The organism is Streptomyces sp. NPDC058051, assembly GCF_042885475.1.
In the GTDB taxonomy this organism is placed as follows: Bacteria; Actinomycetota; Actinomycetes; order Streptomycetales; family Streptomycetaceae; genus Streptomyces.
Map to the genome: position 1 here is coordinate 141,842 of NZ_JBHVRW010000005.1, position 26,343 is coordinate 168,184.

The window sequence follows — 26,343 nt, forward strand, 5'->3', positions numbered from 1 at the left end:
GTGAGAGGAGTGAGAGGAGTGAGACCGACCGGTACAGGGGGCGCTCTCAATCAGCGGCCCCCTCTTGTCCGGGCCGCTGTCGGCAGGCTAGCGTCATCACCGATAGAAAGCGCTTGCTACAAGGCATCAGGGTATGGAGGAACTTTCGTGACACGCAGGACAGTGCGCATCGCCATGAACGGCGTCACGGGTCGCATGGGATACCGGCAGCACCTGGTGCGCTCGATCCTCGCGATCCGTGAGCAGGGCGGCCTCGACCTCGGCGGCGGCGACGTGCTGTGGCCCGAGCCCGTCCTCGTCGGCCGCCGCGCCCACGCGCTGGAGGAGCTCGCCGCCCAGCACGGACTGACCGAGTGGTCGACCGACCTCGACGCGGTCCTCGCGGACGACAGCATCGACATCTACTTCGACGCCCAGGTCACCTCGGCCCGCGTCGAGGCGATCAAGAAGGCGATCGCCGCGGGCAAGCACATCTACACCGAGAAGCCCACCGCCACGGACGTCGAGGGCGCCCTGGAGCTGGCCCGGCTGGCCCGTGACGCCGGGATCAAGCACGGCGTCGTCCAGGACAAGATCTTCCTGCCGGGTCTGCTGAAGCTGAAGCGCCTCATCGACGGCGGCTTCTTCGGCGAGATCCTCTCCGTGCGCGGCGAGTTCGGCTACTGGGTCTTCGAGGGGGACTGGCAGGAGGCCCAGCGCCCGTCCTGGAACTACCGCGCCGAGGACGGCGGCGGCATCGTCGTCGACATGTTCCCGCACTGGGAGTACGTGCTCCACGAGCTGTTCGGCCGGGTCTCCACCGTCCAGGCACACGTCCAGACGCACATCCCGCAGCGCTGGGACGAGCAGGGCAAGCCGTACGCCGCCACCGCGGACGACGCCGCGTACGGCATCTTCCAGCTGGAGAGCGGCGCCGTCGCACAGATCAACTCCTCCTGGACGGTTCGCGTCAACCGCGACGAGCTGGTCGAGTTCCAGGTTGACGGAACGCACGGTTCCGCTGTCGCCGGTCTGCGCAACTGCCGTGTCCAGCACCGCTCGGCCACCCCCAAGCCGGTCTGGAACCCGGACCTCCCCGCCACCGAGCCGTTCCGCGACCAGTGGCAGGAAGTCCCCGACAACACCGTCTTCGACAACGGCTTCAAGGCGCAGTGGGAGCTCTTCCTGCGCCACATCGTGCTCGACGAGCCGTACACCTGGGACCTGATGGCCGGCGCCCGCGGCGTCCAGCTCGCCGAGCTGGGCCTGAAGTCCTCCGCCGAGGGCCGCCGCTTCGACGTGCCGGAGCTGACGCTGTGACGATCCTCCTTCCGCAGGGTCCGTACGAACCCCGCACCGCCCCGCTCGACCTCGCCCCCGCCGGGTCGCCCCTCGCCTCCCGTACGGTCTTCTCCGCCGCCCACGTCGTGGCCGACCCGTACGCCGACATCAGCCCCGACTCACCGGCCGCCGTCGACTGGGACGCCACCCTCGCCTTCCGCCGCCACCTCTGGTCGCACGGCCTGGGCGTCGCCGAGGCCATGGACACCGCCCAGCGCGGCATGGGTCTCGACTGGGCCGGCGCGGCCGAACTGATCCGCCGTTCCGCCGCCGAGGCCAAGGCCGTCGGCGGCCGTATCGCCTGCGGCGTCGGCACCGACCAGCTCCCCGCCGGACCCGCCACGCTCGCCGAGGTGCGGTCCACGTACGAGGAGCAGCTCGCCCTCGTCGAGGAGAGCGGCGCCCAGGCCATCCTGATGGCCTCCCGCGCGCTCGCCGCCGCGGCGGAGGGGCCCGAGGACTACCTGGAGACGTACGCGCACCTCCTGCGCCAGGCCGCGGAACCCGTCGTCCTGCACTGGCTGGGCCCCATGTTCGACCCGGCGCTGGAGGGCTACTGGGGCTCGTCGGACCTCGACGCCGCCACCGACACCTTCCTGAAGGTCATCGCCGAGCACCCGGACAAGGTCGACGGCATCAAGATCTCGCTCCTCGACGCCGAGCGCGAGATCGACGTCCGCCGCCGTCTGCCCGGCGGGGTCCGCTGCTACACGGGCGACGACTTCAACTACCCCGAGCTGATCGCGGGCGACGACCGGGGCTTCAGCCACGCCCTGCTCGGCATCTTCGACCCGCTGGGCCCCTTGGCCGCCCACGCGGTACGCGTCCTGGACACCGGGGACGTCCAGGGCTTCCGGGACCTCCTCGACCCCACGGTCGAGCTCTCCCGCCACCTCTTCCAGGCGCCCACCCGCTTCTACAAGACGGGCGTGGTGTTCCTCGCCTGGCTGGCCGGCCACCAGGACCACTTCACCATGGTCGGCGGCCTCCAGTCGGCCCGTTCGCTGCCGCACCTGGCGAAGGCGTACGAACTCGCCGACCGGCTGGGCCTGTTCCCCGATCCGGAGCTGGCCGAATCCCGGATGCGGGCCCTGCTCGCGGTCAACGGAGGCACCCGATGAGCGACGGCCGACTCTCCATCAACCAGGAGACCATCAAGCAGTGGTCGCTGCCCGAACTGGCCGAGGGCTGCGCCAAGGCGGGCATCGACAAGGTCGGCCTGTGGCGTGCCCCCGTCCAGGAGTACGGCCCCGAGCGTGCCGCCGCTCTCCTCGCCGACTCCGGCCTCTCCGTCACCAGCCTCTGCCGGGGCGGTTTCTTCACCGCCGTCGACCCGGCGGAACGGGCCCGTGCCCTGGACGACAACCGTGCCGCGCTCGACGAGGCGGCGACCCTGTCCACGGACACCCTGGTCCTGGTCTCCGGCGGCCTCCCGGAGGGCAGCAAGGACCTGCACGGCGCCCGTGAGCGCGTCGCGGACGCCCTGGCCGAACTGGTGCCGTACGCACGGGAACGCGGGGTGCGCCTCGCGATCGAGCCACTGCACCCGATGTTCGCGTCGGACCGCTGCGTGGTCTCCACCCTGTCCCAGGCCCTGGACATCGCGGAACGCTTCCCCGCCGAGCAGGTCGGGGTGGTCGTCGACACGTACCACATCTGGTGGGACGACCAGGCGCCCGCACAGATCGCCCGCGCGGGCGAGAGCGGTCGGATCCACTCGTTCCAGCTGGCCGACTGGATCACCCCGCTCCCGGCCGGAGTTCTGCTCGGCCGGGGTCAACTGGGGGACGGAGCGGTGGACTTCCGCTCGTTCCGCTCGCTGGTCGAGGCCACCGGCTTCGACGGTCCCATCGAGGTGGAGATCTTCAACGAGGGCCTCTGGGCCCGCGACGGCGCCGAAGTCCTGGCGGAGGTCGCGACCCGGTACGCCGAACACGCCTGCTGAGAGCGCCTCTTGCCGCGAAGGTAAAGAGATCGTCAAGGCGTGCAACCGTTCGGCACCCTGCCGGGTCATATCTGTCGTCGGGCGCTTCCGGGGAGGGATTCGGGGGGATCGGGGAGCCCTGACGGAGGGGGTAGCGAGGGGGGTCCGGTCTCTGACCGGGCCCCGTTTCGCCTCTCCGGACCTCACCCCGGGCCCGGGGTGTTCGGGTGCGGGCTCGATCCTTGCCGGGCCTCTGCGGGCCTCTGCGGGCCTCTGCGGGCCTTTACCGGGCGATCTCGCGCGGTGCCGTGTTTCAGTACGCCGAGTTGACGTTGTCGATCGACCCGTAGCGGGCTGCCGCGTAGTTGCAGGCGGCGGTGATGTTGGCGACCGGGTCGTAGATGTTCCACGAGGTGCCGGGCACGTGGTACGCCTTGAACGTCGGGTCGATCACCTGGAGCAGGCCCTTGGACGGGATGCCCTTGGCGGCGTTGGAGTCCCAGTTGTTGATGGCGTTCGGGTTGCCGCTCGACTCGCGCATCAGATTGCGGTAGATGCCGTTGTAGGAGCCCGGGATGCCCTGCGCGCGCAGGATCTCCAGCGACTGGTTGATCCAGCCGCTGACACTGCCGCCGCTCGACTGGGCGGGGGCGGCGGCCGAGGCGGCCGGAGCGCCGGCGAGAGACCCGGCGACGACGGCGGCACTGGCGGCGGCCATGCCCAGGGAGATCTTCCTGGCCTGGGTGAGGTGAGCGAACTTCTTGGACATCGCGGAGAGCTTCATCGGAATTTACCTCTTCCGTGGGGATGCCAAGAATTGTTAAGCGCGTTTCAAACTTCGGTCAAAGACCCCTTTTACTACCGGGCTACGTACAGGGAACGGGCAACCGGGTCCGAAATGACCGCAAACGGGCCATGGAACGTATTCTTTGTCCTACTAAGTCGCATCATGGTGACGTATGCCACATCGCCCACGTCACACGACAGAAGGGTCAAAAATACTTAAAACGGACACAGCTGTATTGCCTGCTCGTGGTGAATGGCCATCTGTTCACTTCCGCGCAAGAAACGAAAAGCTGGACGATTTCCCGTCATCGCCCTTGCTGTTCAACCAGCTGTGACCGGGGAGGCCGGTCTCCACGGTTACCCACCTGCCCCGCCCGGGGCCCACGTCGCCGGGGCGGCTGCGGCTGATGCCCCTGCCTTGTCGGGAAACGTGACGCCCGGCGGCGTCGGGGTGTACTTCCATGGGACCGATCCCGCCCACGGGCTCGCGATCAGCTGAGCCACGGGGCCTCCTCCGAGGTGTCTTCCCAGGTGTGCTGTTCGGGGTGGCCGGCGAACAGACAGCAGCCCTCACCGTCGGGTTCCGGGGCGGCCACCGAGCAGTCCGGCAGCACGGCCACCTCCACTTCGGTCCTCTCCTGCCAGCGGAGCCACAGCGCGGTCCCGTACTCGTCGAGGTCGTCGAGGAGGCCGTAGTGCTCACCGTCGTCGTGCGCGGACAACTGGCACTGAACGGCCCTGTCCACGCACTCCGCGGCCAATCTCTCCCGCGCTTCCCGCGCCAGGTCCCAGGGCACCCGTCGCCAGTGTGCACACCGCATCACGACTCCATCCGAGAGGAAGCCCCGGGGCGGGAGCGGTCCGTGCAGCGCGGGCACGTGCACGGCGGGAAGCGACCGGGGTTGTCGAGGATCACCGGATTCTCGCCTTCCTGTACCTCTGTCACCTGGCCCCAAGTCCGGCCGGAGTCGCGGGAGACCCTGAGCGTCATGAGGACGCGCTGTTCAGCGCCCAGGTGCTGCGTCCGCGCATTACCGTCCGGCGCGTGCGCCAGAGCTTCGTCTTTCGTCGGCATGGCCGAACTCCTCTGTGAATCCCGCGGCTCGTCCGGGGCAACATCCAGGAAAGCGCGAGGAGTCGGAGGTCTCCACGGCATCCATGCGGCAGTCTTGACGCAGGTCCGTGCACGGGCACCGAAGGGGCCGAAGCCGCGGGAAGGGGGTGCCATGGGACTGGCGGAACGACGCAGGGCCCTGGGCTACAGTCAGGAGAAGTTGGCCGAGTTACTCGGTGTGGACCGAACAACGGTCGGACGCTGGGAAGGCGGCAAAGTCGCTCCTCAGCCACCCCAGCGCCGAGCCTTGGCCAGCGCCCTCGAAATCAGCCTCCAAGAGCTGGACATCCTCCTGGCGCCGCCACGGGCCGCAGGCCAGGAGGCCGCCGGGCCCCAGTCCAGTGACCCCCCGAGCGTGGGAGACCCCGACGAAATGATCCGCCGTGAATTCCTCCGCATACTGACTGTCAGCGGGGCTTTGACCGCCCTGCCGGTCGAGGAGGCCGAGGCCCTCACCGAGGGCGTCCGTCGGGGGTTGCCTGCCGACTTCGCACGCATGAACAGCCACCTCTGGCAGGTCTACCAACTGGCCCGCTCCAAGGGCTCCGTGTATCCCGTCATCCGTGACCAACTGACGGCACTGAACGAGGCATTGGCGGGCCACCGTGGAAGCACGCGGCCCCTTCTGGACGCGGCCTCCGAACTCTTCCAGTTGGCCGGCGAGGTGGCGTTCGACGGCAACCGGTACTCCGACGCAGCCGCGTCGTACTCCCTCGCGGCGTCGATCAGCAAGGACGCCGAGGCGCACGACCTGTGGGCATGCGCGCTCGTCCGCCACGCCTACGTGGATATGTCCGAGCAGCGCTACCGCCAGGCCGCGCAGATGCTCGGCGCGGCCGAGCGACTGGCCGGCAGGGGGGACAACAACCTCTCGACCCGGCATTGGGTCGCTTCCGTCCAGGCCGAGGCATACGCCGGCGTCGGTGACCTGGACGCGTGCGAGCGCGCGATGGATCAGGCGGAGACCGTCCGAGACCTCACCGCGGACAGCGTCAATGGCGGATGGCTTCGGTTCGACGGCGCGCGGCTGGCCGAAGAGCGGGGATCTCGCTACGTACAGCTCGGCCGTCTCGACCTGGCGGAGAACGCCTTGAAGAACGCCCTGGAGCAGACAGACCTGGCATCCGGGCAGTCGTACCGGCGACGCGGAGCAGTGCTCACCGACCTGGCCGCCATCGGCGCGAAGCGGCGGGACGCCGAGCAGGTTGTGGCGTACGGCAGGGAAGCCACCGGCCTGGCCCGAGCCTCCGCGTCCGGGTACGTCGCCCGTAGACTCCGAGCCCTGTGCGACGAGTTCGGTCCGTTGAGCCGCGACCACCGCGTGGCGGAGTTGGAGGCCGAGATCGCCGCTCTGAGCACGCCGTGACGAGAGGGGTAGGCATGTCGCAGACCGAGGGTGCACGACTGTTCCGGGAAGCCTGGATCGCGGGAGTCCGTCAGCACTTCCCGGGGGAGCCGAAGGCCGGCTACGTCACGCCGTGGGACGACACCCCGCAGTGGGAGCGCGAGGCGGCGGGCTCCGTCTACGAGCAGGTCCGCCACTTCGTCGAGATCAGCGGCGGCACCACGACACGGCTGTCCCGCGGGCAGAAGAGCCGATTCGTCGCGACGTGCTGGACGGCCCAGATGTTCAAGCACTTCGAGGACCCGAAGCCCGGCTACGTGGCCGACTGGCCCGACCTCCCGTCCTGGCAGCAGGAGACCGACGCCGACATCTTCGAGGCCATCGAGAAGGAACTGGGCTGATGGCCGCCTCGCCGCGCTTCCCTGCGGCGATCTCACCGGATTCCCGTACGACAGTGAGGCGCCGCAGTTCGCCCTCATCGCCATGACCGGTCACCAAGGCAACCGGTCATCAAGGTCACCCCGCACGGGGCGTGTTGGCCGGTGACGGCCGGATCGTGGAGTCGGGTGATGCCGAGCACGGCCCTGCGAGGGCATGTCCGCCCCTTGATCCTGTTGGCCGGGTGCGAAGGGGGTGGCCTGTTCAGGCCGCTGCCGGGGTGTCGTACGTGCCCGGTACCGTCGAGGTATGTCCAACATGGCCGTCCTCGAAGGTGTGCTGGAGCGCATCACGTACGCCAACGAGGAGAACGGGTACACGGTCGCTCGCGTCGACACAGGGCGGGGCGCGGGTGATCTGCTGACCGTGGTCGGCTCGCTGCTCGGCGCGCAGGTCGGCGAGTCGCTGCGGATGGAGGGCCGCTGGAGTTCGCACTCCCAGTACGGCAAGCAGTTCACGGTGGAGAACTACACGACCGTGCTCCCCGCCACCATCCAGGGCATCCGCCGCTACCTCGGCTCCGGTCTGATCAAGGGCATCGGCCCGGTGATGGCGGACCGGATCACCACGCATTTCGGGGTCGACACCCTCGACATCATCGAGAAGGAGCCGAAACGCCTGGTCGAGGTGCCCGGTCTCGGCCCGAAGCGGACGAAGATGATCGCCGCGGCCTGGGAGGAGCAGAAGGCGATCAAGGAGGTGATGGTCTTCCTCCAGGGAGTCGGCGTCTCCACCTCCATCGCCGTCCGTATCTACAAGAAGTACGAGGACGCGTCGATCTCCGTCGTGAAGAACCAGCCCTACCGGCTGGCCGCCGACGTCTGGGGCATCGGCTTCCTCACCGCCGACAAGATCGCCCAGGCCGTCGGCATCCCGCACGACAGTCCGGAGCGGGTGAAGGCCGGTCTCCAGTACGCGCTGTCGCAGTCCACCGACCAGGGCCACTGCTTCCTCCCCGAGGAGCGGCTGATCGCCGACGGGGTGAAGCTGCTCCAGGTCGACACGGGCCTGGTCATCGAGTGCCTCGCCGAACTGGCCGAGGACCCGGAGGGCGTCGTACGGGAGAAGGTGCCGTCGCCCGAGGGCGGCGAACTGGTCACGGCCATTTACCTCGTGCCGTTCCACCGTGCCGAGGTCGCGCTCGCCGCGCAGGTGCAGCGGCTCCTGCGGACGCCCGAGGAGCGGATGCCGGCCTTCGCCGACGTCGACTGGGACAAGGCGCTGGCCTGGCTCGCCACGCGTACGGGGGCGAATCTGGCCCCCGAGCAGCAGGCCGCGGTCCGGCTCGCGCTCAGCCGCAAGGTCGCCGTGCTGACCGGCGGTCCCGGCTGCGGGAAGTCGTTCACCGTCCGGTCCATCGTGGAGCTGGCCCGTGCGAAGAAGGCCAAGGTGGTGCTGGCCGCGCCCACCGGGCGGGCGGCCAAGCGGCTCTCCGAGCTGACGGGGGCCGAGGCGTCCACCGTGCACCGGCTCCTCGAACTGAAGCCGGGAGGCGACGCCGCGTACGACCGGGACCGTCCGCTGGACGCCGATCTCGTCGTCGTCGACGAGGCGTCGATGCTGGATCTGCTCCTCGCCAACAAGCTCCTGAAGGCGGTGGCACCGGGTGCCCATCTCCTGCTCGTCGGGGACGTCGACCAGTTGCCGTCCGTCGGCGCGGGCGAGGTGCTGCGCGATCTGCTCGCCGACGGCAGCCCCGTTCCGGCGGTCCGGCTCACCACGATCTTCCGCCAGGCCCAGCAGTCCGGAGTCGTCACCAACGCACACCGGATCAACTCCGGAATACCGCCGCTCACGCAGGGCCTCAAGGACTTCTTCCTCTTCGTGGAGGACGAGACGGAGGACGCGGGCGTACTCGCGGTGGACGTCGCGGCTCGCCGCATCCCGGCCAAGTTCGGGCTGGACGCGCGGCGTGACGTGCAGGTTCTCGCCCCGATGCACCGCGGCCCGGCCGGCGCGGGCACGCTCAACGGCCTGCTCCAGCAGGCCATCACGCCGGGCCGCCCCAACCTCCCCGAGAAGCGGTTCGGCGGCCGGGTCTTCCGGGTCGGCGACAAGGTCACCCAGATTCGCAACAACTACGACAAGGGGGAGAACGGTGTCTTCAACGGCACGGTCGGCGTCGTCACCGCCCTGGACCCGGACGAACAGAAGCTGACCGTCCTCACGGACGAGGACGAGACGATCGACTACGACTTCGACGAGCTGGACGAGCTGGCCCACGCGTACGCCATGACGATCCACCGCTCCCAGGGCAGCGAGTACCCGGCCGTCGTCATCCCCGTCACCAAGAGCGCCTGGATGATGCTCCAGCGGAACCTGCTGTACACCGCTGTGACCAGGGCCAAGAAGCTCGTCGTGCTGGTCGGCTCGCGGCAGGCGATCGGTCAGGCGGTCCGCACGGTTTCCGCAGGCAGACGCTGTACGGCGCTGGATTACCGGCTCTCGGGCGGCTCGGAAGGAGGATCCGCGGAAAAATGATCGATCAAATCGGTGGGAAACATCACGCAGGCCTTCCGGAACCGGAGTCGACGGGGCAGGATGAGTAGGCTCGCGGCACTGAGTGCCGCGAGTAGGTCCAATGGACGACCCCGAGTGCACTCTCCTGAGCCAAATGGGGGAGGGTGGAGACAGTCAGGGAACCTCGAAGAAGAGGCACTACGTCGGTGAGGGATGACGTGAGCGACAACTCTGTAGTACTGCGGTACGGCGACGGCGAGTACACCTACCCGGTGATCGACAGCACCGTCGGCGACAAGGGCTTCGACATCGGGAAGCTCCGGGCCCATACCGGTCTGGTGACGCTGGACAGCGGCTACGGCAACACCGCAGCCTATAAATCCGCCATCACCTACCTCGACGGCGAGCAGGGCATTCTGCGCTACCGCGGTTTCCCCATCGAGCAGCTCGCCGAGCGCTCGACGTTCCTTGAGGTCGCGTACACGCTCATCAATGGCGATCTTCCCAAGGTCGACGAGCTGTCGACCTTCAAGAACGAGATCACCCAGCACACGCTGCTGCACGAAGACGTCAAGCGGTTCTTCGACGGCTTCCCGCGCGACGCCCACCCGATGGCCATGCTGTCCTCGGTCGTCAGCGCGCTGTCCACGTTCTACCAGGACAGCCACAACCCGTTCGACGAGGAGCAGCGCCACCTCTCGACGATCCGGCTGCTGGCCAAGCTGCCGACGATCGCCGCGTACGCGTACAAGAAGTCGATCGGCCACCCGTTCGTCTACCCGCGCAACGACCTCGGGTACGTCGAGAACTTCCTGCGCATGACCTTCTCGGTCCCCGCCCAGGAGTACGAGCTGGACCCGGTCGTCGTCTCGGCGCTCGACAAGCTGCTCATCCTGCACGCGGACCACGAGCAGAACTGTTCGACCTCCACCGTGCGTCTGGTCGGCTCCTCGCAGGCGAACATGTTCGCCTCGATCTCCGCCGGTATCTCGGCGCTGTGGGGCCCCCTGCACGGTGGCGCCAACCAGTCGGTGCTGGAGATGCTCGAAGGTATCCAGGCCAACGGCGGCGATGTCGACTCCTTCATCCGCAAGGTGAAGAACAAGGAGGACGGCGTCCGGCTGATGGGCTTCGGCCACCGCGTCTACAAGTCCTTCGACCCGCGCGCCAAGATCATCAAGGCCGCGGCACACGACGTGCTGTCCGCGCTCGGCAAGTCCGACGAGCTGCTCGACATCGCGCTGAAGCTGGAGGAGCACGCGCTCTCCGACGAGTACTTCGTCTCGCGCAATCTCTACCCCAACGTGGACTTCTACACGGGCCTGATCTACCGGGCCATGGGCTTCCCGACCGAGATGTTCACCGTGCTCTTCGCGCTCGGCCGGCTCCCCGGCTGGATCGCCCAGTGGCACGAGATGATCAAGGAGCCGGGTTCCCGCATCGGTCGCCCGCGCCAGATCTACACCGGCGAGGTCCTGCGCGACTTCGTCCCGGTCGAGGGCCGCTGAGCCCCGTACGGCCCCTGCGCCACCCCGGCCGCTGAGGCCGGTCGTCTTCGCCCCGAGTACCGCGCTTTCGCACAGAGCGCGGTGTCCGGGGCGATTTGCGTGTCCGGCGCGGGCCGCGCGTGGTCGGGCCGCTGGGGCGGGCAGGGGCAGGCCGTCGGAGCGGCTGGGGCGGGCTGCCGGAGCGGGCGGGGCGGGCTGCCGGAGCGGCCTGGGCGGGCGGGTCGACAGCGAGAAGCGCCCCGCCATCGATCCCCCCACGGGCCGACAGCGAGGCGCTTCCCATATCCCGGAGCGGATTCCCCCCACGGGATCCGGCCGGGCGTCTACGGGAGCCGAAGCTCCTGGGCGCTCCTCACCTACTGCGAGCTGCGCTTTTCACTTGTACTTCCTGTGCGGTCTGCCGGGGTACGCACGGACGGGAGGGCCGCTCAAAGCTCCCCGGTGCACGTGCCCCGGCCAACGCTTGCCCGAAGCATCCCCCAAGACGCTTCGATGGACGTCCCCCAAGACATCCTTGGCATCGCACTTTAAGACTCGCGAACCCACCGAATGGTTACCCTGAAAAAGGTGTGATCTAAATCTCTTTGTGGATGTTACGTGAAGGCGCGCAACCGCAGGCTGTTCGTTACGACGAAGACTGATGAGAACGCCATCGCCGCTCCCGCAATCATAGGGTTGAGCAGGCCAAATGCCGCAAGGGGTAGAGCCGCAACGTTATAACCGAATGCCCAGAGGAGATTGCCCCTGATGGTGGCCAGGGTGCGCCGGGAGAGCCGGATCGCGTCGGCCGCCACCTTGAGATCTCCACGAACCAGGGTCAGATCGCTCGCCTCGATCGCGGCGTCCGTGCCCGTGCCCATGGCCAGGCCGAGATCGGCGGTGGCGAGGGCGGCGGCGTCGTTGACCCCGTCGCCGACCATGGCGACGGAACGCCCCTGGGCCCTCAACCGCTCGATGACGTGGACTTTCTCCTCCGGCAGGACCTCGGCGTGGACCTCGTCGATCCCGACGGCGTGGGCCACGGCGTCCGCCACGGCGCGGTTGTCACCCGTCAGCAGAACGGGACGGAGACCGAGCCGGCGCAGCTCGGCGACGGCTGCCGCGCTCGACTCCTTGACCGCGTCGGCAACGGTGAGGAAGCCGCGCGCCTGTCCGTCCCAGGCGACCGCGATCGCGGTACGGCCTCGGGCCGCAGCGTCGGACATGGCGCCGGACAGGGGGGTGGGGATGTCGATGCCCGCTTCGGTGAGCAGACGCGGGCGGCCGACCAGGACCTGGTGCCCGTCGACCGTGCCGCGCACGCCGAGGCCCGCGAGGTCGGTGAAGTTCTCGGGGACGGGGAGCGGGCTGCCGGTGCGTTCGGCAGCTCCGGCGGCGACGGCGCGGGCGACGGGGTGTCCGGAGGCCTGCTCCAGGGCGCCGGCCAGTCGCAGGAGAAGGGTGCCGTCGGTGCCGTCCGCCGTGTGTACGTCCTGGAGGGTCATCCGGCCGGTGGTGACCGTGCCGGTCTTGTCGAGGACGACGGTGTCGACGCGCCGGGTGGTCTCCAGGACCTCCGGGCCCTTGATCAGGATGCCGAGCTGGGCGCCGCGCCCCGTGCCGACCATGAGGGCGGTGGGGGTGGCCAGGCCCAGGGCGCAGGGGCAGGCGATGATCAGTACGGCGACCGCGGCGGTGAACGCGGCGGTCACGTCCCCCGTGACGAGCAGCCACACGACCAGGGTGCCCAGCGCGAGCACCAGCACCACGGGCACGAACACGGCGGAGATCCGGTCTGCGAGACGCTGCGCCGCGGCCTTGCCGTTCTGCGCGTCCTCGACGAGCTTCGCCATCCGGGCCAGCTGGGTGTCGGCGCCGACCCGGGTGGCTTCGACGACGAGCCGTCCGCCCGCGTTGAGCGTGGCCCCGGCGACGGAGTCACCGACACCCACGTCGACCGGAACGGATTCCCCGGTGAGCATGGAGGCGTCCACGGCCGACGCGCCCTCGACGACGGTGCCGTCCGTGGCGATCTTCTCGCCGGGCCGCACGACGAAGCGGTCGCCGACGAGGAGCCGGTCCACGGGAAGGCGTACCTCGGTGCCACCTCGGAGGACGGAGACGTCCTTCGCACCCAGGTGCATCAGCGCGCGCAGGGCGGAACCGGCCTTCCGCTTGGACTTCGCCTCCAGGTAGCGGCCCAGCAGGATGAAGGCGATGACGCCGGAGGCGACCTCCAGGTAGATGGTCGAGGAGGCTCCGTCGCGCGAGACGGTGAAGTCGAAGCCGTGCCGCATGCCGGTCATGCCCGCGTCGCCGAAGAACAGCGCCCACAAGGACCAGCCGAAGGCGGCGAGGGTGCCGATCGAGACCAGGGTGTCCATGGTGGCCGCGCCGTGCCGGAGGTTGGTCCAGGTGGCGCGGTGGAACGGCAGCCCGCCCCAGACGACGACAGGGGCGGCGAGCGTGAGGGAGAGCCACTGCCAGTTGTCGAACTGGAAAGCGGGCACCATCGCGAGCACGACGACGGGGGCGGCGAGGACGACCGAGACGATGAGGCGCTGACGCAGGGAGGCAAGGGCGTCGCCGGCCTTCCGCACACCGGAGCCATCGGTCTCGCCGACCTTGGCTTGGGCCTCTGCGTGGGCGTCGGCCTCTGCGCGGGCGTGGGCCTCTGCGTGGGCGTCGGCCTCGGCTTGGGCCTCTGCGCGGGCGTGGGCCTCGGCTTGGGTCTCTGTGCGGGCGTGGGCCTCGGTTTGGGTCTCTGTGCGGGCCTCTGTGCCGGCTTCGCTGCCGGTCCGGATCCCGGCGGCTTGCCCGCCGCGGACGCGCGGGCTGTGCGGGGCGTCACTTCCGGGGGCGCCGGTGGGGGCGCCTGGAGGCGTGGCGCGTGCGGCGTCCGGTGCCGGGGCGGGAGTTGCCGGTTCGGGGCGGCGTACCGGCTGTGCGGTGTAGCCGGTCTTCTCGACCGTGGCGATCAGATCCGCGAGCTCGGTTCCCGGACCGAAGACGACGCGGGCCTTCTCGGTGGCGTAGTTGACGGTGGCCTCGACACCGTCCATCCGGTTGAGCTTCTTCTCGACGCGGGCCGCGCAGGAGGCGCAGGTCATCCCGCCGATCACGAGTTCGGCCCGCGAACCCTCCGCGGCCGGGGCCGCAGCCTCTGTTGCGCTGTGCATGTCCGAACTCCTGAACGCCGACCGGGCCGTACCCCACCAGTATCTGCTGGTCGGTCCGGCCTGGCGGCAAAGGGGGTGATTCCGGCATATCTGCTGCATCCGGTGCATCCGGTGCGTGGGGGCGTATTCGCCCTGTCGGGTGTGCCCCGAAGCTGCTCAGGCGCGGCCGACGAGTTCGTAGCCGGCCTCGTCGACCGCGGCGCGCACGGCGTCGTCGGTCAGCGGGGCCCGCGAGACGACGGTCACCTGCCCGGTGGAGGCGACGGCCTTCACCGAGGTGACGCCGTCGATGCCGGAGATCTCCTCGGAGACGGCACCTTCGCAGTGCCCGCACGTCATGCCGGACACCTGGTAGACGGTGGTCACCGCGCCCGCCGGGGTGGCGGAGTCCGCGCCGTCGTGGCAGGAGCCGCTGGGTGAGCAGCAGGAACCGGTGGCCTGGGGGAGCTGGGTCTCGGCGGTCATGGTGTTCTCCTTTTCGACGAGCACGAGGATGTGGTGCCGGAAACCCCGGACGGCCCGATGTGCCCCGACACTTTTCAGACTATACCCCTAGGGGGTATGAATCGCATGCGTGACGGCGCGGCGCGCATGCGGGGGAATGCCTCCGGCGCACGCCGGGGCCGGAGTGGGATTCATGCGTTCCGGCCCCATGGGCTGTGGCGTCATCGTGCATGCGGGGGAGCGGGAAGCTCGGCATCGCAGACCAGCGGCTCCAGGTAGCGGTGCAGTGCGGTCTTCAGCTCCCTGGCGTACGCCTCCCGTTCGTCGCCCTCGTGGGCCATGATCAGGGTGAGTCCGCCCTTGAAGATCGTGAAGATCATGTTGGCGATGCGGGCGATCTGGGCGGGCGGGGTGTCCGGCAGATAGCTGCCGAGGGTCGTCTCGACGCGGTCGAGCATGGTCGTGTGCAGCGCCTCGTGCCCCTGGGTGATCATTCCGGGAATCTCGGAGCCGTGCATCAGGACGGTGAACGCCGGATTTTCGCAGTTGAAGTCGATCAGTGGGTCGAGGACAGCGTCGAGCATCCGGTCCAGCGGGAGCGTCAGGTGATCGGGGAGGAAGGCGGCGCCGTACGTCTCCCGCCAGCGGTGGAGGAGCTGATCGCCCAGCTCCACGGCGATGGCTTCCTTGTTGGGGAAGAACTGGTAGAGCGTGCCCGGTGAGACGCCGGCCTCACGGGCGATGGCATTCGTGCTCGCCGCGGTGTAGCCCGCGGTGCAGAAGACACTGGCCGCCGCTCTGAGCAGCTGCGCGATACGGGCTTCGCCACGGGCCTGGCGGCGGCGGGGGCGGGCGGTGCCGGCGGACGTTCCGGAGGATGTGCTGCCCGTGACGTCCATGGTGCTGCCCGTGCTGGTGGTTCCCGTGGTGCGGCCTGTGTCGGTGGTGTCCTGTCCCGTACTTCTGGCGCCCGTACTTCTGGCGTCGCCCCCGGTGTCTTGTGCTCTGCCCTCCGGCACGGTCAATCCCCAGCTCTCGTGGTGCGGTTGACAAACGCGAGTGGGCGCTCGCATTCTTGGGGAAATGCGAGCGATGGCTCGTGTTTATCACTCTAATCGGCAACGACTGATCCATGCTGCCCTGTGCTGCCCTCTGTGGCCGCCTCGCGCCGCCGGATCCGGGGGGAAGGGGACACCGAGTCATGCCTGAAGTCAACGGTCCGCAGCATCTGGGGGGCTGGACCCGCTTCGTCACCGCGCGACCGCGGCTCGCGCTGTTCGCGGCCCTGGTGATCACGGTGCTCGCCGTGTTCGCGGGCAGCGGAGTGGCCGACCGGATGGGCAGCGGAGGCTGGGAGGCTCCGGACGCCGAATCGACCTATGCGACCAAGGCGCTGGAGCGGGAGTTCCCCGCGTCCCAGCCGAATCTGCTGCTCCTCGTGGACAGCGGTGGCGCGTCGGTCGACGATCCCGCGGTGGCCGCAGCGGCGGCCCGGCTGACTGAACGGCTCGCCGGCGAGAAGGGCATCACGGGCGTCGGCTCGTACTGGCAGAGCAAGACACCCGCACTGCGCGCCGAGGACGGGCGGGAAGCGTTGATCGCCGCCCGGATCGAGGGCGACGAGAAGGTGATGGGTGAGGTCCTGGACCGGATAGCCCCCGCATACCGGGGAGTGCACGGACCGGTGGAGGTCTCGGTCGGCGGCCCGGTCGCCGTACGGCACGAGATGCAGACGATCATCCAGGAGGACCTGCTGCGGGCCGAGCTGATCGCCCTGCCGGTGACACTCGTGCTGCTGGTCATGGTCTTCGGCAGCGCCGTCGCCGCTCTGCTGCCGCTCGGCGTGGGCATCGTCGCGATCCTGGGGACCAACGCGGTGCTGCGGGGCATCACCGAATTCACCGACGTCTCGGTCTTCGCCCAGAATCTCACCACGGCTCTCGGCCTCGGACTCGCCATCGATTACGCGTTGTTCATCGTGCGTCGGTTCAGAGAAGAGCTCGCAGCCGGGGCGGCCACCCGCGCGGCCGTGGGGGTGACGCTGCGCACCGCCGGCCGCACGGTGTTGTTCTCCGCGCTCACAGTCGCGGTTTCGCTTGCCGCAATGCTGGTCTTCCCCCAGTACTTCCTGCGTTCCTTCGCCTACGCGGGCATTGCCGTGGTCCTGCTGGCGGCCGCCGCGGCACTCATCCTGCTGCCGGCCGCGCTGATGCTGCTCGGACCGCGGGTCGACTCCCTGGATCTGCGCCGGCTGTTGCGACGCGGGGGCGGGCGCGCGCGTCGGCGCTCGGGTGAGCACCCGGGCGGATCCGACCGCGGTGGTCCGGGCAGGCGCACAGAGCTCCGAGCCCCCGCCCCCGCCTCTGCACCCACCTCTGTATCCGCTCCCGCATCCGATGCTGCCCCCTCCTCCACTCCCGCATCCGCCCTCGCCGAGTCCGGCAGCGGGTGGGGCCGGTTCGCGGCCCTCGTGATGCGGCGGGCACCGGTCTTCGCTGCCGCCACCTCTGTGGGCCTCGTTCTGCTCGGACTCCCGTTCCTCGGGGTGAAGTTCGGTACGGCGGACGACCGCCAGCTGCCCGCGACCGCCGAGTCGCACATCGTCCAGCAGCACATCCGGGACGGCTTCCCCGGCAGTCCGGGCGGTGGTCTCGACGTCCTCGCGGAGGGCGCGGCGACGCCGGCCCAGTACGCCGAATACCGCAGCCGGATAGCCGCCCTTCCCGGTGTGCAGCGGGTCGACGGGCCGGTTACGGCGGGCCGGTTCGCCTACTACAGCGTGCAGCCCGGCGGCGAGCCCGTGGGCGAGGAGACCCAGCGGCTGGTCCGGCACCTCCGGGCCGAGCCCGCCCCCTTCGACACCTCGGTGACGGGTACGGCAGCGGTCCTGGTCGACTCCAAGCACGCCATCGCGGACCGGCTGCCCTGGGCGGTGGGCATCATCGTCGTGGTGACACTGCTCCTGGTCTTCCTGCTCACCGGAAGCGTGCTCATCCCTCTCCAGGCGATCGTGCTCAACGCGCTGAGCCTCACGGCCATGTTCGGAGCGGTCGTCTGGATCTTCCAGGACGGGCATCTGTCCGGACTGCTCTCCTTCACCAGCACGGGGGACATAGAGACGACGCTGCCGGTGCTGATGTTCTGCGTGGCCTTCGGACTCTCCATGGACTACGGGGTCTTCCTGCTCTCCCGGATCAAGGAGGAATACGACCGCACCGGGGACCACGAGAGGTCGGTGTCCTTCGGGTTGCGGCACACCGGCGGGCTGATCACCGCGGCAGCCGTGATCCTGGCGGTGGTGATGGTCGCCATCGGCACGTCACGGGTGGCGAACACCAAGATGCTGGGCCTCGGCATAGCCCTGGCCGTCCTGATGGACGCCATGGTGGTGCGCAGCCTGCTGGTGCCTTCGGTGATGAAGCTGATGGGCAGGGTCACCTGGTGGGCGCCGGCCCCGCTCCGGGCCTTTCACCGAAGGTTCGGCCTGAGTGAGGGGGAGTCCGCGCCGGCACCGGCCGACGAGACGCCGAGGGAGGCCCCGGAGCGGGAAAGGATCACGAGCGGAGCGTAGATTCGGCCACCGGACGACACGCGGGAGCGCACCGCGGCGCCGGCGGGACAACGGGGCCGAACGAAGGGCTGGGCCGATGCGAGCAGTGGTGTTCGAGGAGTTCGGGCAGGACGCCCGGGTGCGGGAGGTGCCCGACCCGAGCCCCTCCGGCCGGGGCGTCGTGGTTCGTGTCGAGGCCACCGGATTGTGCCGCAGCGACTGGCACGGCTGGATGGGGCACGACCCCGACATCGCCCTGCCCCATGTGCCCGGGCATGAGCTCGCCGGAGTGGTCGAGACGGTGGGACGCGAAGTCGTCAACTGGCACCCGGGAGACCGGGTCACCGTGCCCTTCGTCTGCGCGTGCGGTCGCTGCCCCGCTTGTGCCGCCGGGGCCCAGCAGGTCTGCGAGCGGCAGACCCAGCCCGGCTTCACCCACTGGGGTTCGTTCGCCGAGTACGTGGCGCTGGAGGAGGCCGACGTCAATCTGGTCTCCGTGCCCGAGGGGCTGTCCTCCGCCACGGCTGCCGGACTGGGATGCAGGTTCGCCACGGCGTTCCGGGCAGTCGTGGCTCAGGGCCGGGTGGCGGCGGGAGAGTGGGTCGCGGTGCACGGCTGCGGAGGAGTCGGACTGTCGGCCGTCATGATCGCGGTGGCCTGCGGGGCCAGGGTCGTCGCGGTCGACGTCTCGGCGGAAGCTCTCGCACTGGCGCGGGCGTTCGGCGCGGCGGAGGTCGTGGACGCGTCCACGCACCCGGACGGGGCGGACGCGGCGGTACGCGACCTGACGGGCGGCGGAGCCCATCTGTCGCTCGACGCGCTGGGCTCCCCGGTCACCTGCGCCGCCTCCGTACGGAGCCTGCGCCGACAGGGCCGTCATGTACAGGTTGGGCTGCTGCCCACGGCCGCCGGCGACCCCGTCGTTCCCATGGCTCGGGTGATCGGCCAGGAGTTGGAGATCCTCGGCAGCCACGGCATGGCCGCGCACGCGTACCCGCCGATGATGGACATGGTCTTCGCCGGCACCCTGCGCCCCGACCTGCTCGTGACCTCCACCATCGGCCTGGACGCGGCCCCGGCCGCGCTCGCCGCGATGGGTACGGCGCCCGGGGCAGGGGTGACGATCATCGAGCCGTCGAGGTCCCGGGCACACACCCCGACGAAGGAATGAAGCCCCGCACGGCGAAAGGGCGGGTGCCGTTCGCCGTACGGGGCCGAAGGTGTCTCGCCGTACAGGACCGAAACTGTTTCGTCGTACGGGATCGACGGTGTCTCGCCGTGCAGGGCCGAGGACGTCAGTCCCTACGTCCTCGGTTGCCGGGTCTGGAGGCGACCCAGGTGCGGATCGTGTCCGCGTACCAATAGGGCTTGCCGCTCTCCACATGGTCGGGTGAGGGAAGGAGACCGTGTTTGCGGTAGGACCGGACGGTGTCCGGCTGCACCCGGATGTGCGCGGCGATCTCCTTGTAGGACCAGAGTCCTCTGTCCGTCATAAGTGACACCTCTCTGCACCGCAGCGGCAGCCGGCAGAGCCGTCGGGGGAGCTGCGGAACGGACGCTGACGATCACTCAGCCTTTTTGCCGTGCAACGAGACGGACCGAGCCCCGGGGAGGGGCTGTCGCGCGCCTGTTACGGAAGAACCACGTAATGGAGACATGTGTGACGAGAGAGTGATCTCTGTGACAGAAGGCGCGCATGCGTCCAGTGGAGGTGCGTGAGCCCCGGCGGACTGTGGGGAGAGGTGTCCGGCGTGCGGAGTTACGCCGGCGGATAAGGGAGAGGGGTCGTGCGCGTCGGGCCCGCGTGCCAGAGCGCCGACCAGGTGACCGGGGTGACCAGCCCGTCCGGCACGAGTGGCGGGTGGTCCGCCTGGAATCGCTGTACGGCGAGGAGGGTCTGAGGTCCGAATGTTCCATCGACCGCGGACCACGGCAGATAGTGGCGGTTGGCCAGCATGCACTGCACCTGGGAGACCCGGTCGCCGCGCTCGCCGTACGCGGTCAGTTCGTTGCCGTCGTAGTAGACACAGACCGCGCCGGAGCCGGGCGGCGGCGGGTTGGGGGTGTCGGCCGAGGCGCCCGGGGCGGTGGCGAGGGCGGTGGCCAGCGCCACGGCGGTCAGTGCGGCGGCGGCCAGGACCGGGGCCCCGGCCCTCCTACGGAACGACAGCATCTTCCGGATCATGGTGAGTTGCTCCTGGTGCAGTGGTGGTGCAGGGGTAGTGCGTGTGGTGACCGGGTGCGCGGTGCCGGTGTGCGACCGGGGCCGCGCACCGGCCTCTCACCGAGGACAACACCGCGCACCGCCACTACGTCACTTTCAGCTGTCGTTCGGCGTGTCAGGGAGTCCGGCGCGGGCTCCCGCAGGAGCGGAGGAAGTCCCGGGTGCGGCGCGCGATGGGGAGGGGCTTGTCCGGCGGGCACGGATACATGTCCTGCTCGACGATGGCGAAGAGATCGATGTCCAGCTTGCGGGCGGCGGCGAGAACGGGCTCCAGCGCGGGCACCCCGCCCGGCGGTTCGCACATCACCCCACGAGCCACGGCGGGCCCGAACGGCACCTCGGCGGCCACGACTTCGGCCAGGATCCGAGGATCGACCTGCTTGAGGTGCAGATAGCCGATCCGTTCGCCGTAGGTCTCGATCAGTTCGACGCTGTCGCCGCCGCAGTAGGCGTAGTGGCCGGTGTCGAGGCAGAGCGAGACCAGGTCGGGATCGGTGGCATCGAGGAAACGGCTGACGTTCTCCTCGCTGTCGATATGGGTGTCGGCGTGCGGATGCACGACGATGCGCAAGCCGAAGCGGTCCCGCACTTCGCGGCCCAGCCGCTCCGTCTGTGTGGTCAGGAAACGCCACTGCTGGGCTGTGAGGGTGCGCTCCTCCAGGAGTTCGCCCGTCCTGTCGTCGCGCCAGAACGACGGGATGACCACGAGATGCCCGGCGCCCATCGCCCGGGTGAGTGCCGCGATCTCGGCGACATGCGCCCAGGTCCGGTCCCAGACGTCCGGTCCGTGGTGCAATCCGGTGAAAACGGTGCCGGCCGAGACCGTGAGCCCGCGGCTGCGGGTCTCCTCTGCCAGGCGGACCGGGTCGGTCGGAAGGTAGCCGTACGGGCCGAGCTCGATCCACTCGTAGCCCGCGTCGGAGACCTCGTCGAGGAAGCGCTGCCAGGGCACTTGACGCGGGTCGTCGGGAAACCAGACACCCCATGAGTCGGGTGCCGAACCGATGCGGATACGGGCCGGAGTCAGTGCGGAGGAGGTCATACCGCCCAGGCTCCCGGCCCCTGGGACGGGTGTCAATCATTCGTCCGTATGTCCGGACAAACCATTGACAGGGTTTCCGGGGAGGGCTAGACCTGGGAGCAGTCGCCCCGGTCGCCGGTCGAAGGGATGCACATGCCTGAGCTGTACGACGTGATCACCATGGGCCGGATCGGCGTGGATCTCTACCCGCTGGAGACCGGTGTGCCGCTGGCCCGGGTCGACAGGTTCGGGAAGTTCCTCGGCGGCTCACCCACCAATGTCGCCGTCGCCGCGGCCCGGCTCGGCCGGCGGACCGCGGTGGTGACCCGCACCGGCCGCGACGCCTTCGGGGAGTATCTCCACCACCAGCTGAGGGAGTTCGGGGTGGACGACCGGTGGGTGACGCCGGTCGACGCGTATCCGACGCCGGTCACCTTCTGCGAGGTCTTCCCGCCGGACGACTTCCCGCTCTACTTCTACCGGCAGCCCAAGGCCCCCGACCTGGAGATCCACGAGTCGGAGCTGGACCTCGACGCGGTGCGGTCCGCCCGGGTCTTCTGGATGACCGGCACCGGGCTGTGCGCCGAACCGAGCCGCACATCGACCCTCGCCGCGCTGCGCGCCCGCGACCGTTCCGGCATCACCGTCTTCGACCTCGACTGGCGCCCGATGTTCTGGGACTGCGCGAGCGGTGACCCCGTGAACGGTGACCCCGTGAACGGTGACCCCGTGAACGGTGACCCCGTGAACGGTGACCCTGCGAACGGTGCCCCCGCGGACCAGGACGCCGCGCACCCGCACTTCACGGACCGGAACCCCGCGGTCCGGAACCCCGCAGAAGAGGTCCCCCGCGCCGAGTCCGGCCCCACCGCCCGGTACCGCGAGGCCCTCGCCCTCGCCACCGTCGCCGTCGGCAACCTCGACGAGTGCGAGATCGCGACCGGCGAGCGCGAACCGTACGCGGCTGCCCGCGCCCTGATCGCCGCCGGCGTCGAACTCGCCGTCGTCAAACAGGGCCCCGAGGGCGTACTCGCCGTCCACCGCGACGGCTCGGTGGCCGACGTGCCGCCGCTGCCCGTCGACGTCCTCAACGGCCTCGGTGCCGGTGACGCCTTCGGCGGGGCGCTCTGCCACGGACTGCTCGCGGGGTGGGGGACCGAACGCACCGTGCGGTACGCCAACGCCGCCGGTGCCATCGTCGCCTCCCGGCTCGCCTGCTCGTCCGCCATGCCGTTCCCGTACGAAGTCGAGGCCGCCCTGACCGAAGGCGCCGTCATCTCACGCCCCACCGGAGCCACCCCATGACGCCCATGACGCCGATGACACCCGTGACGCCCATGGCCTCCTCGGTCTCCGAACTCGTCCGTCTGCGCATGCGCCACCCCGAGGCCGTCGCGGAAGCAGCCGCGCGACGCCGCAGGCGCCCCTTGGTCGGCAGCGACGGACGTCTGATGATCATCGCGGCGGACCATCCGGCACGCGGCTCGCTCGCCGTCGGCGACCGCGAACTGGCCATGGCCAACCGGTTCGAGCTCCTGGAACGGCTCTGCCTCGCCCTCTCCCGCCCCGGCGTCGACGGCGTCCTCGCCACCGCCGACATCCTCGACGACCTGCTGCTCCTCGGTGCGCTGGAGGACAAGGTCGTCGTCGGCTCGATGAACCGGGGCGGGCTCGCGGGCGCCGCCTTCGAACTCGACGACCGCTTCACCGGCCACCGTCCCGAGGATCTCGCCCGGCTCCGCTTCGACGCCGGCAAGCTGCTGCTCCGTATCGACTACGACGACCCCGGCTCGCTGGACACCATGCACGCCACCGCCCGTGCCATCGACGCCATGGCCGCCCACCGGCTGCCGGTCTTCGTCGAACCGTTCCTCTGCCGCCGCAGGGACGGCCACGTCCGCAACGATCTCGGCGCCGAGGCGGTCACCACCTCGATCGCCATCGCCTCGGGGCTGGCCGGGACATCGGCGTACACCTGGCTCAAGGTGCCCGTCACCGAGAACCCCGACGACATGGCCCGGGTGATGGAGGCGTCGACGCTGCCTTCCGTGCTGCTGGGCGGCGAGGTGGGTGACGACCTGGACGGCGCGTTCGAGAAGTGGCGCACGGCGCTGCGACTGCCGACCGTCCAGGGCCTGGTGGTGGGACGGTCGCTGCTCTACCCGGCCGACGGGCAGGTGGCCGCGGCCGTCGACACGGCCGTATCGCTGCTGGAACCGAGAGGAAAGGGCGGCGAGCAGGCGACAGGGAGGGGACGGGTGTGACGACGCACGACGGAGCGCGAGGCATCAGCGGCGAACCGCGGTTCCACGTCGCCGCCGGGAGCGGGGCGCGCGGCCCCTACGCCCTCGACATCGACCCGCGGCGCGCCGGCTGGGATCGGTCGAGTCTGCGTGTACTCACCCTGCCGCCGGGCGGAGTTCACACACTTGTCACCGGGGAGAGTGAGTGGATCGTCCTGCCGTTGACCGGTGGCTGTACGGTGCACACCTCAGGTGAGATCTTTGAACTGCTGGGCCGGGGAAACGTGTTCAGCGGGGTATCCGACTTCGCGTACGTGCCGCGTGACGCCCATGCACAGATCGCCTCCGGCGCAGGGGGCCGCTTCGCCCTGGCAGGAGCGAAGTGCGAGCGACGACTCCCCGCTCGTTACGGCCCCGCGCCGGAGGTTCCCGTCGAGCTGCGCGGTAGCGGCAACTGCTCCCGCCAGGTCAACAACTTCGCCGCCGCCGACACGTTCGAGTGCGACCGGCTGATCGCCGTCGAGGTCCTGACCCCGGGCGGCAACTGGTCGTCCTACCCACCGCACAAACACGACGAGCACCGGCCCGGCACCGAATCCGTGCTGGAGGAGATCTACTACTTCGAGGTGGAGCACGACGGCCTGGGCTACCACCGGGTGTCACCGTCGAGGGACGGCGGTACGGACGTCCTCGCCGAGGTCCGCAGCGGTGACGCGGTCCTGATCCCCGACGGCTGGCACGGCCCGTCCATCGCCGCCCCCGGCCGCACCCTCTACTACCTCAACGTGATGGCGGGCCCGGGGGAGAAGCGCGAGTGGCTGATCAGCGACCACCCCGACCACGGCTGGATCCGCGAGACCTGGCCGTCGCAGCCCGTCGATCCCCGACTCCCGCTCTACGGACCGGAGGCCACCTCGTGAGCGCACCAGCCACCCGCCGGCTCACCACCGCCCAGGCCCTGGTGGCCTTCCTGTCCCGCCAGTACACCGAGCGCGACGGCCGCCGACAGCGCCTGATCGGCGCCACCTGGGGCATCTTCGGCCACGGCAACGTCGCCGGAATCGGTCAGGCGCTCGTCGAGTCGGGCCGGGCGATGCCCTATCTCCAGGGCCGCAACGAGCAGGCCATGGTGCACGCCGCCGTCGGCTACGCCCGCCAGTCCGGCCGGCTGTCCGCACACGCCGTCACCACCTCCATCGGACCCGGCGCCACCAACCTCGTGACCGGTGCCGCCCTCGCCACCATCAACCACCTCCCCGTCCTCCTCCTGCCCGGGGACACGTTCGCGACGCGGCCCGCCGACCCCGTGCTCCAGCAGCTCGAAGTCCCCTCGGCGGGCGACCTCTCGGTCAACGACTGCCTGCGCCCCGTCTCCCGCTACTTCGACCGGATCACCCGCCCGGAGGCCCTGGTCCCGGCCGCGCTCCAGGCCATGCGGACCCTGACCGACCCGGCGGAGACCGGCGCGGTCACGCTCGCGCTGCCGCAGGACGTGCAGGCCCAGGCGCACGACTGGCCGGAGGAGTTCTTCGCCGAGCGCGTCTGGTACGTACGCAGGCCCGCCCCCGATCCGCACGAGCTCGGCCGGGCGGTGCGGGCCCTGCGCACCGCACGCCGGCCGGTGATCGTCGCGGGCGGCGGTGTCCACCACAGCGCGGCGGAGGAAACGCTCGCCGCGTTCGCCGCCGCCACCCGCATCCCCGTCGCCTCCACCCAGGCCGGCAAGGGTTCCCTGCGCCACGATCACCCCGCCGACGTCGGCGGCATCGGCCACACCGGCACCGCGACCGCCGACGAACTGGCCCGCACCGCGGACCTGGTGATCGGCATCGGCACCCGCTACTCCGACTTCACCACCGCCTCCGCCACCCTCTTTTCGAACCCGGCGGTCCGCTTCCTCAACATCAACATCACCGGCTTCGACGCCCACAAGCTCGGCGCGCTCCCGCTCGTCGCCGACGCCCGCACCGCCCTCGAAGCGCTCGCCGCCGAGCCCGCTCTCCGCAACCACCGTGTCGACCCGTCCTACGAGACCGAGTACACCGAGGCCAAGGAGGAATGGGAGCGACGCGTCACCGCCGCGTTCGCCGCCGACGACCCGCACGCCCGCCCCACCCAGGCCCAGGTCGTCGGCCTCCTCGACGCCCTCGTCACCGAGGACGACATCCTGATCAACGCGGCCGGCTCGCTCCCCGGCGACCTGCACAAACTCTGGCGGACCCGCTCCCCGCACCAGTACCACGTCGAATACGGCTACTCCTGCATGGGCTACGAGATCCCCGCCGCGATCGGAGTCCAGCTGGCCGCCCCCGACCGCCCCGTCTGGGCCCTCGTCGGCGACGGCACCTATCTGATGAACCCGACCGAGATCGTCACCGCGGTGCAGCAGGAACTCCCCGTGAAGCTGGTCGTCCTCCAGAACCACGGCTACGCGTCCATCGGCGGCCTCTCCGAGACGGTCGGCGGTGAGCGCTTCGGCACGGCCTACCGCCACCGCGCCGCGGACGGCACCTTCACCGGCCCTCCGCTCCCCGTCGACCTCGCGGCCAACGCGGGTTCGCTGGGCATGCGGGTGCTGCGCGCCAGGACGGTGCATGACCTGCGCGAAGCCCTGGCCGAGGCGCGCGCCGCGGACCGCCCCACTTGTGTCTACGTCGAGACCGAAACGGCAGACACAGTGTCGGGCCCCCCTCCGGCGCAGGCGTGGTGGGATGTTCCCGTAGCCGAAACGGCCACCCGGCCGTCGGCTGTGAAAGCCCGGCAGGAGTATGACCGCCACGTCGCCGACCGACGCCACCACCTGTGAAG

The 26,343-nt window shown here is 70.0% G+C and carries 21 protein-coding genes; 13 read left to right on the forward strand and 8 right to left on the reverse strand.

Annotation, left to right across the window (positions count from 1 at the left end):
• Positions 1-147: 147 nt before the first annotated feature.
• From ACFVUT_RS10690 to ACFVUT_RS10700, 3 genes are read left to right on the forward strand one after another with little or no spacing between them, the layout of a single operon-like run.
• Complete coding sequence (locus tag ACFVUT_RS10690; protein ID WP_389645160.1) at positions 148-1,299, forward strand: Gfo/Idh/MocA family protein; 1,152 nt, start codon at positions 148-150, stop codon at positions 1,297-1,299.
• A complete protein-coding gene (locus tag ACFVUT_RS10695) occupies positions 1,296-2,441 on the forward strand; it encodes a dihydrodipicolinate synthase family protein (protein WP_389645163.1) in 1,146 nt (381 codons plus the stop codon). Before ACFVUT_RS10690 ends, ACFVUT_RS10695 begins: the two co-directional genes overlap by 4 nt.
• Positions 2,438-3,265, forward strand: coding sequence for a sugar phosphate isomerase/epimerase family protein (locus tag ACFVUT_RS10700; RefSeq protein ID WP_389645166.1), 828 nt, complete (start codon positions 2,438-2,440; stop codon positions 3,263-3,265). Before ACFVUT_RS10695 ends, ACFVUT_RS10700 begins: the two co-directional genes overlap by 4 nt.
• Before the next feature lie 292 nt (positions 3,266-3,557).
• Here ACFVUT_RS10700 and ACFVUT_RS10705 read toward each other — a convergent pair whose 3' ends face one another.
• A complete protein-coding gene (locus ACFVUT_RS10705; protein WP_389645169.1) occupies positions 3,558-4,028 on the reverse strand; it encodes a transglycosylase SLT domain-containing protein in 471 nt (156 codons plus the stop codon).
• A 493-nt stretch (positions 4,029-4,521) separates the two neighbouring features.
• Complete coding sequence (locus tag ACFVUT_RS10710) at positions 4,522-4,776, reverse strand: hypothetical protein (protein ID WP_389645172.1); 255 nt, start codon at positions 4,774-4,776, stop codon at positions 4,522-4,524.
• Between the two features lie 480 nt (positions 4,777-5,256).
• Between ACFVUT_RS10710 and ACFVUT_RS10715 the strand changes: the two genes are divergently transcribed.
• The 4 genes from ACFVUT_RS10715 (at position 5,257) to ACFVUT_RS10730 (ending at position 10,895) form a co-directional block, all read left to right on the forward strand.
• On the forward strand, positions 5,257-6,510 hold the full coding sequence (locus ACFVUT_RS10715) for a helix-turn-helix transcriptional regulator (RefSeq protein ID WP_389645175.1): 1,254 nt from the start codon (positions 5,257-5,259) through the stop codon (positions 6,508-6,510).
• A 14-nt stretch (positions 6,511-6,524) separates the two neighbouring features.
• Positions 6,525-6,890 carry a hypothetical protein gene (locus ACFVUT_RS10720; protein WP_389645178.1) on the forward strand — a complete coding sequence of 122 codons (366 nt, stop codon included), beginning with the start codon at positions 6,525-6,527 and terminating at the stop codon, positions 6,888-6,890.
• A gap of 286 nt (positions 6,891-7,176) precedes the next feature.
• Positions 7,177-9,408 (forward strand): ATP-dependent RecD-like DNA helicase, encoded by a 2,232-nt coding sequence (locus ACFVUT_RS10725; RefSeq protein WP_389645181.1) that lies wholly within the window; start codon positions 7,177-7,179, stop codon positions 9,406-9,408.
• A gap of 197 nt (positions 9,409-9,605) precedes the next feature.
• Entirely contained in the window at positions 9,606-10,895 is a 1,290-nt protein-coding gene (locus ACFVUT_RS10730) for a citrate synthase (protein ID WP_389645184.1), read from the forward strand.
• 593 nt (positions 10,896-11,488) lie between these two features.
• Here the strand turns inward: ACFVUT_RS10730 and ACFVUT_RS10735 are convergent.
• The 3 genes from ACFVUT_RS10735 to ACFVUT_RS10745 form a co-directional block, all read right to left on the reverse strand.
• Positions 11,489-14,053, reverse strand: coding sequence for a heavy metal translocating P-type ATPase (locus tag ACFVUT_RS10735; RefSeq protein ID WP_389645187.1), 2,565 nt, complete (start codon positions 14,051-14,053; stop codon positions 11,489-11,491).
• A gap of 156 nt (positions 14,054-14,209) precedes the next feature.
• Positions 14,210-14,518, reverse strand: coding sequence for a heavy-metal-associated domain-containing protein (locus ACFVUT_RS10740; protein ID WP_389645190.1), 309 nt, complete (start codon positions 14,516-14,518; stop codon positions 14,210-14,212).
• A gap of 200 nt (positions 14,519-14,718) precedes the next feature.
• Positions 14,719-15,396 carry a TetR family transcriptional regulator gene (locus ACFVUT_RS10745; RefSeq protein ID WP_389645751.1) on the reverse strand — a complete coding sequence of 226 codons (678 nt, stop codon included), beginning with the start codon at positions 15,394-15,396 and terminating at the stop codon, positions 14,719-14,721.
• Positions 15,397-15,698: 302 nt separating this feature from the next.
• Between ACFVUT_RS10745 and ACFVUT_RS10750 the strand changes: the two genes are divergently transcribed.
• Both ACFVUT_RS10750 and ACFVUT_RS10755 read left to right on the forward strand, forming a co-directional pair.
• The gene (locus ACFVUT_RS10750) at positions 15,699-18,068 is read left to right on the forward strand and encodes an MMPL family transporter (protein ID WP_389645193.1); all 2,370 of its coding nucleotides are present in this window, start codon (positions 15,699-15,701) and stop codon (positions 18,066-18,068) included.
• Positions 18,069-18,144: 76 nt separating this feature from the next.
• Entirely contained in the window at positions 18,145-19,218 is a 1,074-nt protein-coding gene (locus tag ACFVUT_RS10755; RefSeq protein ID WP_389645196.1) for a zinc-dependent alcohol dehydrogenase family protein, read from the forward strand.
• Between the two features lie 124 nt (positions 19,219-19,342).
• On the opposite strand, the gene ACFVUT_RS10760 is transcribed toward ACFVUT_RS10755, so the two are convergent.
• The 3 genes from ACFVUT_RS10760 to ACFVUT_RS10770 form a co-directional block, all read right to left on the reverse strand.
• The gene (locus ACFVUT_RS10760) at positions 19,343-19,540 is read right to left on the reverse strand and encodes a helix-turn-helix transcriptional regulator (protein ID WP_389645199.1); all 198 of its coding nucleotides are present in this window, start codon (positions 19,538-19,540) and stop codon (positions 19,343-19,345) included.
• 266 nt (positions 19,541-19,806) lie between these two features.
• The gene (locus ACFVUT_RS10765) at positions 19,807-20,232 is read right to left on the reverse strand and encodes a peptidoglycan-binding protein (protein ID WP_389645202.1); all 426 of its coding nucleotides are present in this window, start codon (positions 20,230-20,232) and stop codon (positions 19,807-19,809) included.
• Positions 20,233-20,386: 154 nt separating this feature from the next.
• A complete protein-coding gene (locus ACFVUT_RS10770) occupies positions 20,387-21,313 on the reverse strand; it encodes a sugar phosphate isomerase/epimerase family protein (protein WP_389645205.1) in 927 nt (308 codons plus the stop codon).
• A 132-nt stretch (positions 21,314-21,445) separates the two neighbouring features.
• Between ACFVUT_RS10770 and iolC the strand changes: the two genes are divergently transcribed.
• The 4 genes from iolC to iolD are packed head-to-tail and all read left to right on the forward strand — an operon-like array spanning position 21,446 to position 26,341.
• Complete coding sequence (gene iolC / locus ACFVUT_RS10775) at positions 21,446-22,597, forward strand: 5-dehydro-2-deoxygluconokinase (RefSeq protein ID WP_389645208.1); 1,152 nt, start codon at positions 21,446-21,448, stop codon at positions 22,595-22,597.
• 23 nt (positions 22,598-22,620) lie between these two features.
• Entirely contained in the window at positions 22,621-23,556 is a 936-nt protein-coding gene (locus ACFVUT_RS10780) for a deoxyribose-phosphate aldolase (protein ID WP_389645754.1), read from the forward strand.
• 23 nt (positions 23,557-23,579) lie between these two features.
• Positions 23,580-24,455, forward strand: coding sequence for a 5-deoxy-glucuronate isomerase (gene iolB, locus ACFVUT_RS10785; RefSeq protein WP_389645757.1), 876 nt, complete (start codon positions 23,580-23,582; stop codon positions 24,453-24,455).
• Positions 24,452-26,341 (forward strand): 3D-(3,5/4)-trihydroxycyclohexane-1,2-dione acylhydrolase (decyclizing), encoded by a 1,890-nt coding sequence (iolD, locus tag ACFVUT_RS10790; RefSeq protein WP_389645211.1) that lies wholly within the window; start codon positions 24,452-24,454, stop codon positions 26,339-26,341. Before iolB ends, iolD begins: the two co-directional genes overlap by 4 nt.
• Positions 26,342-26,343 lie beyond the last annotated feature (2 nt).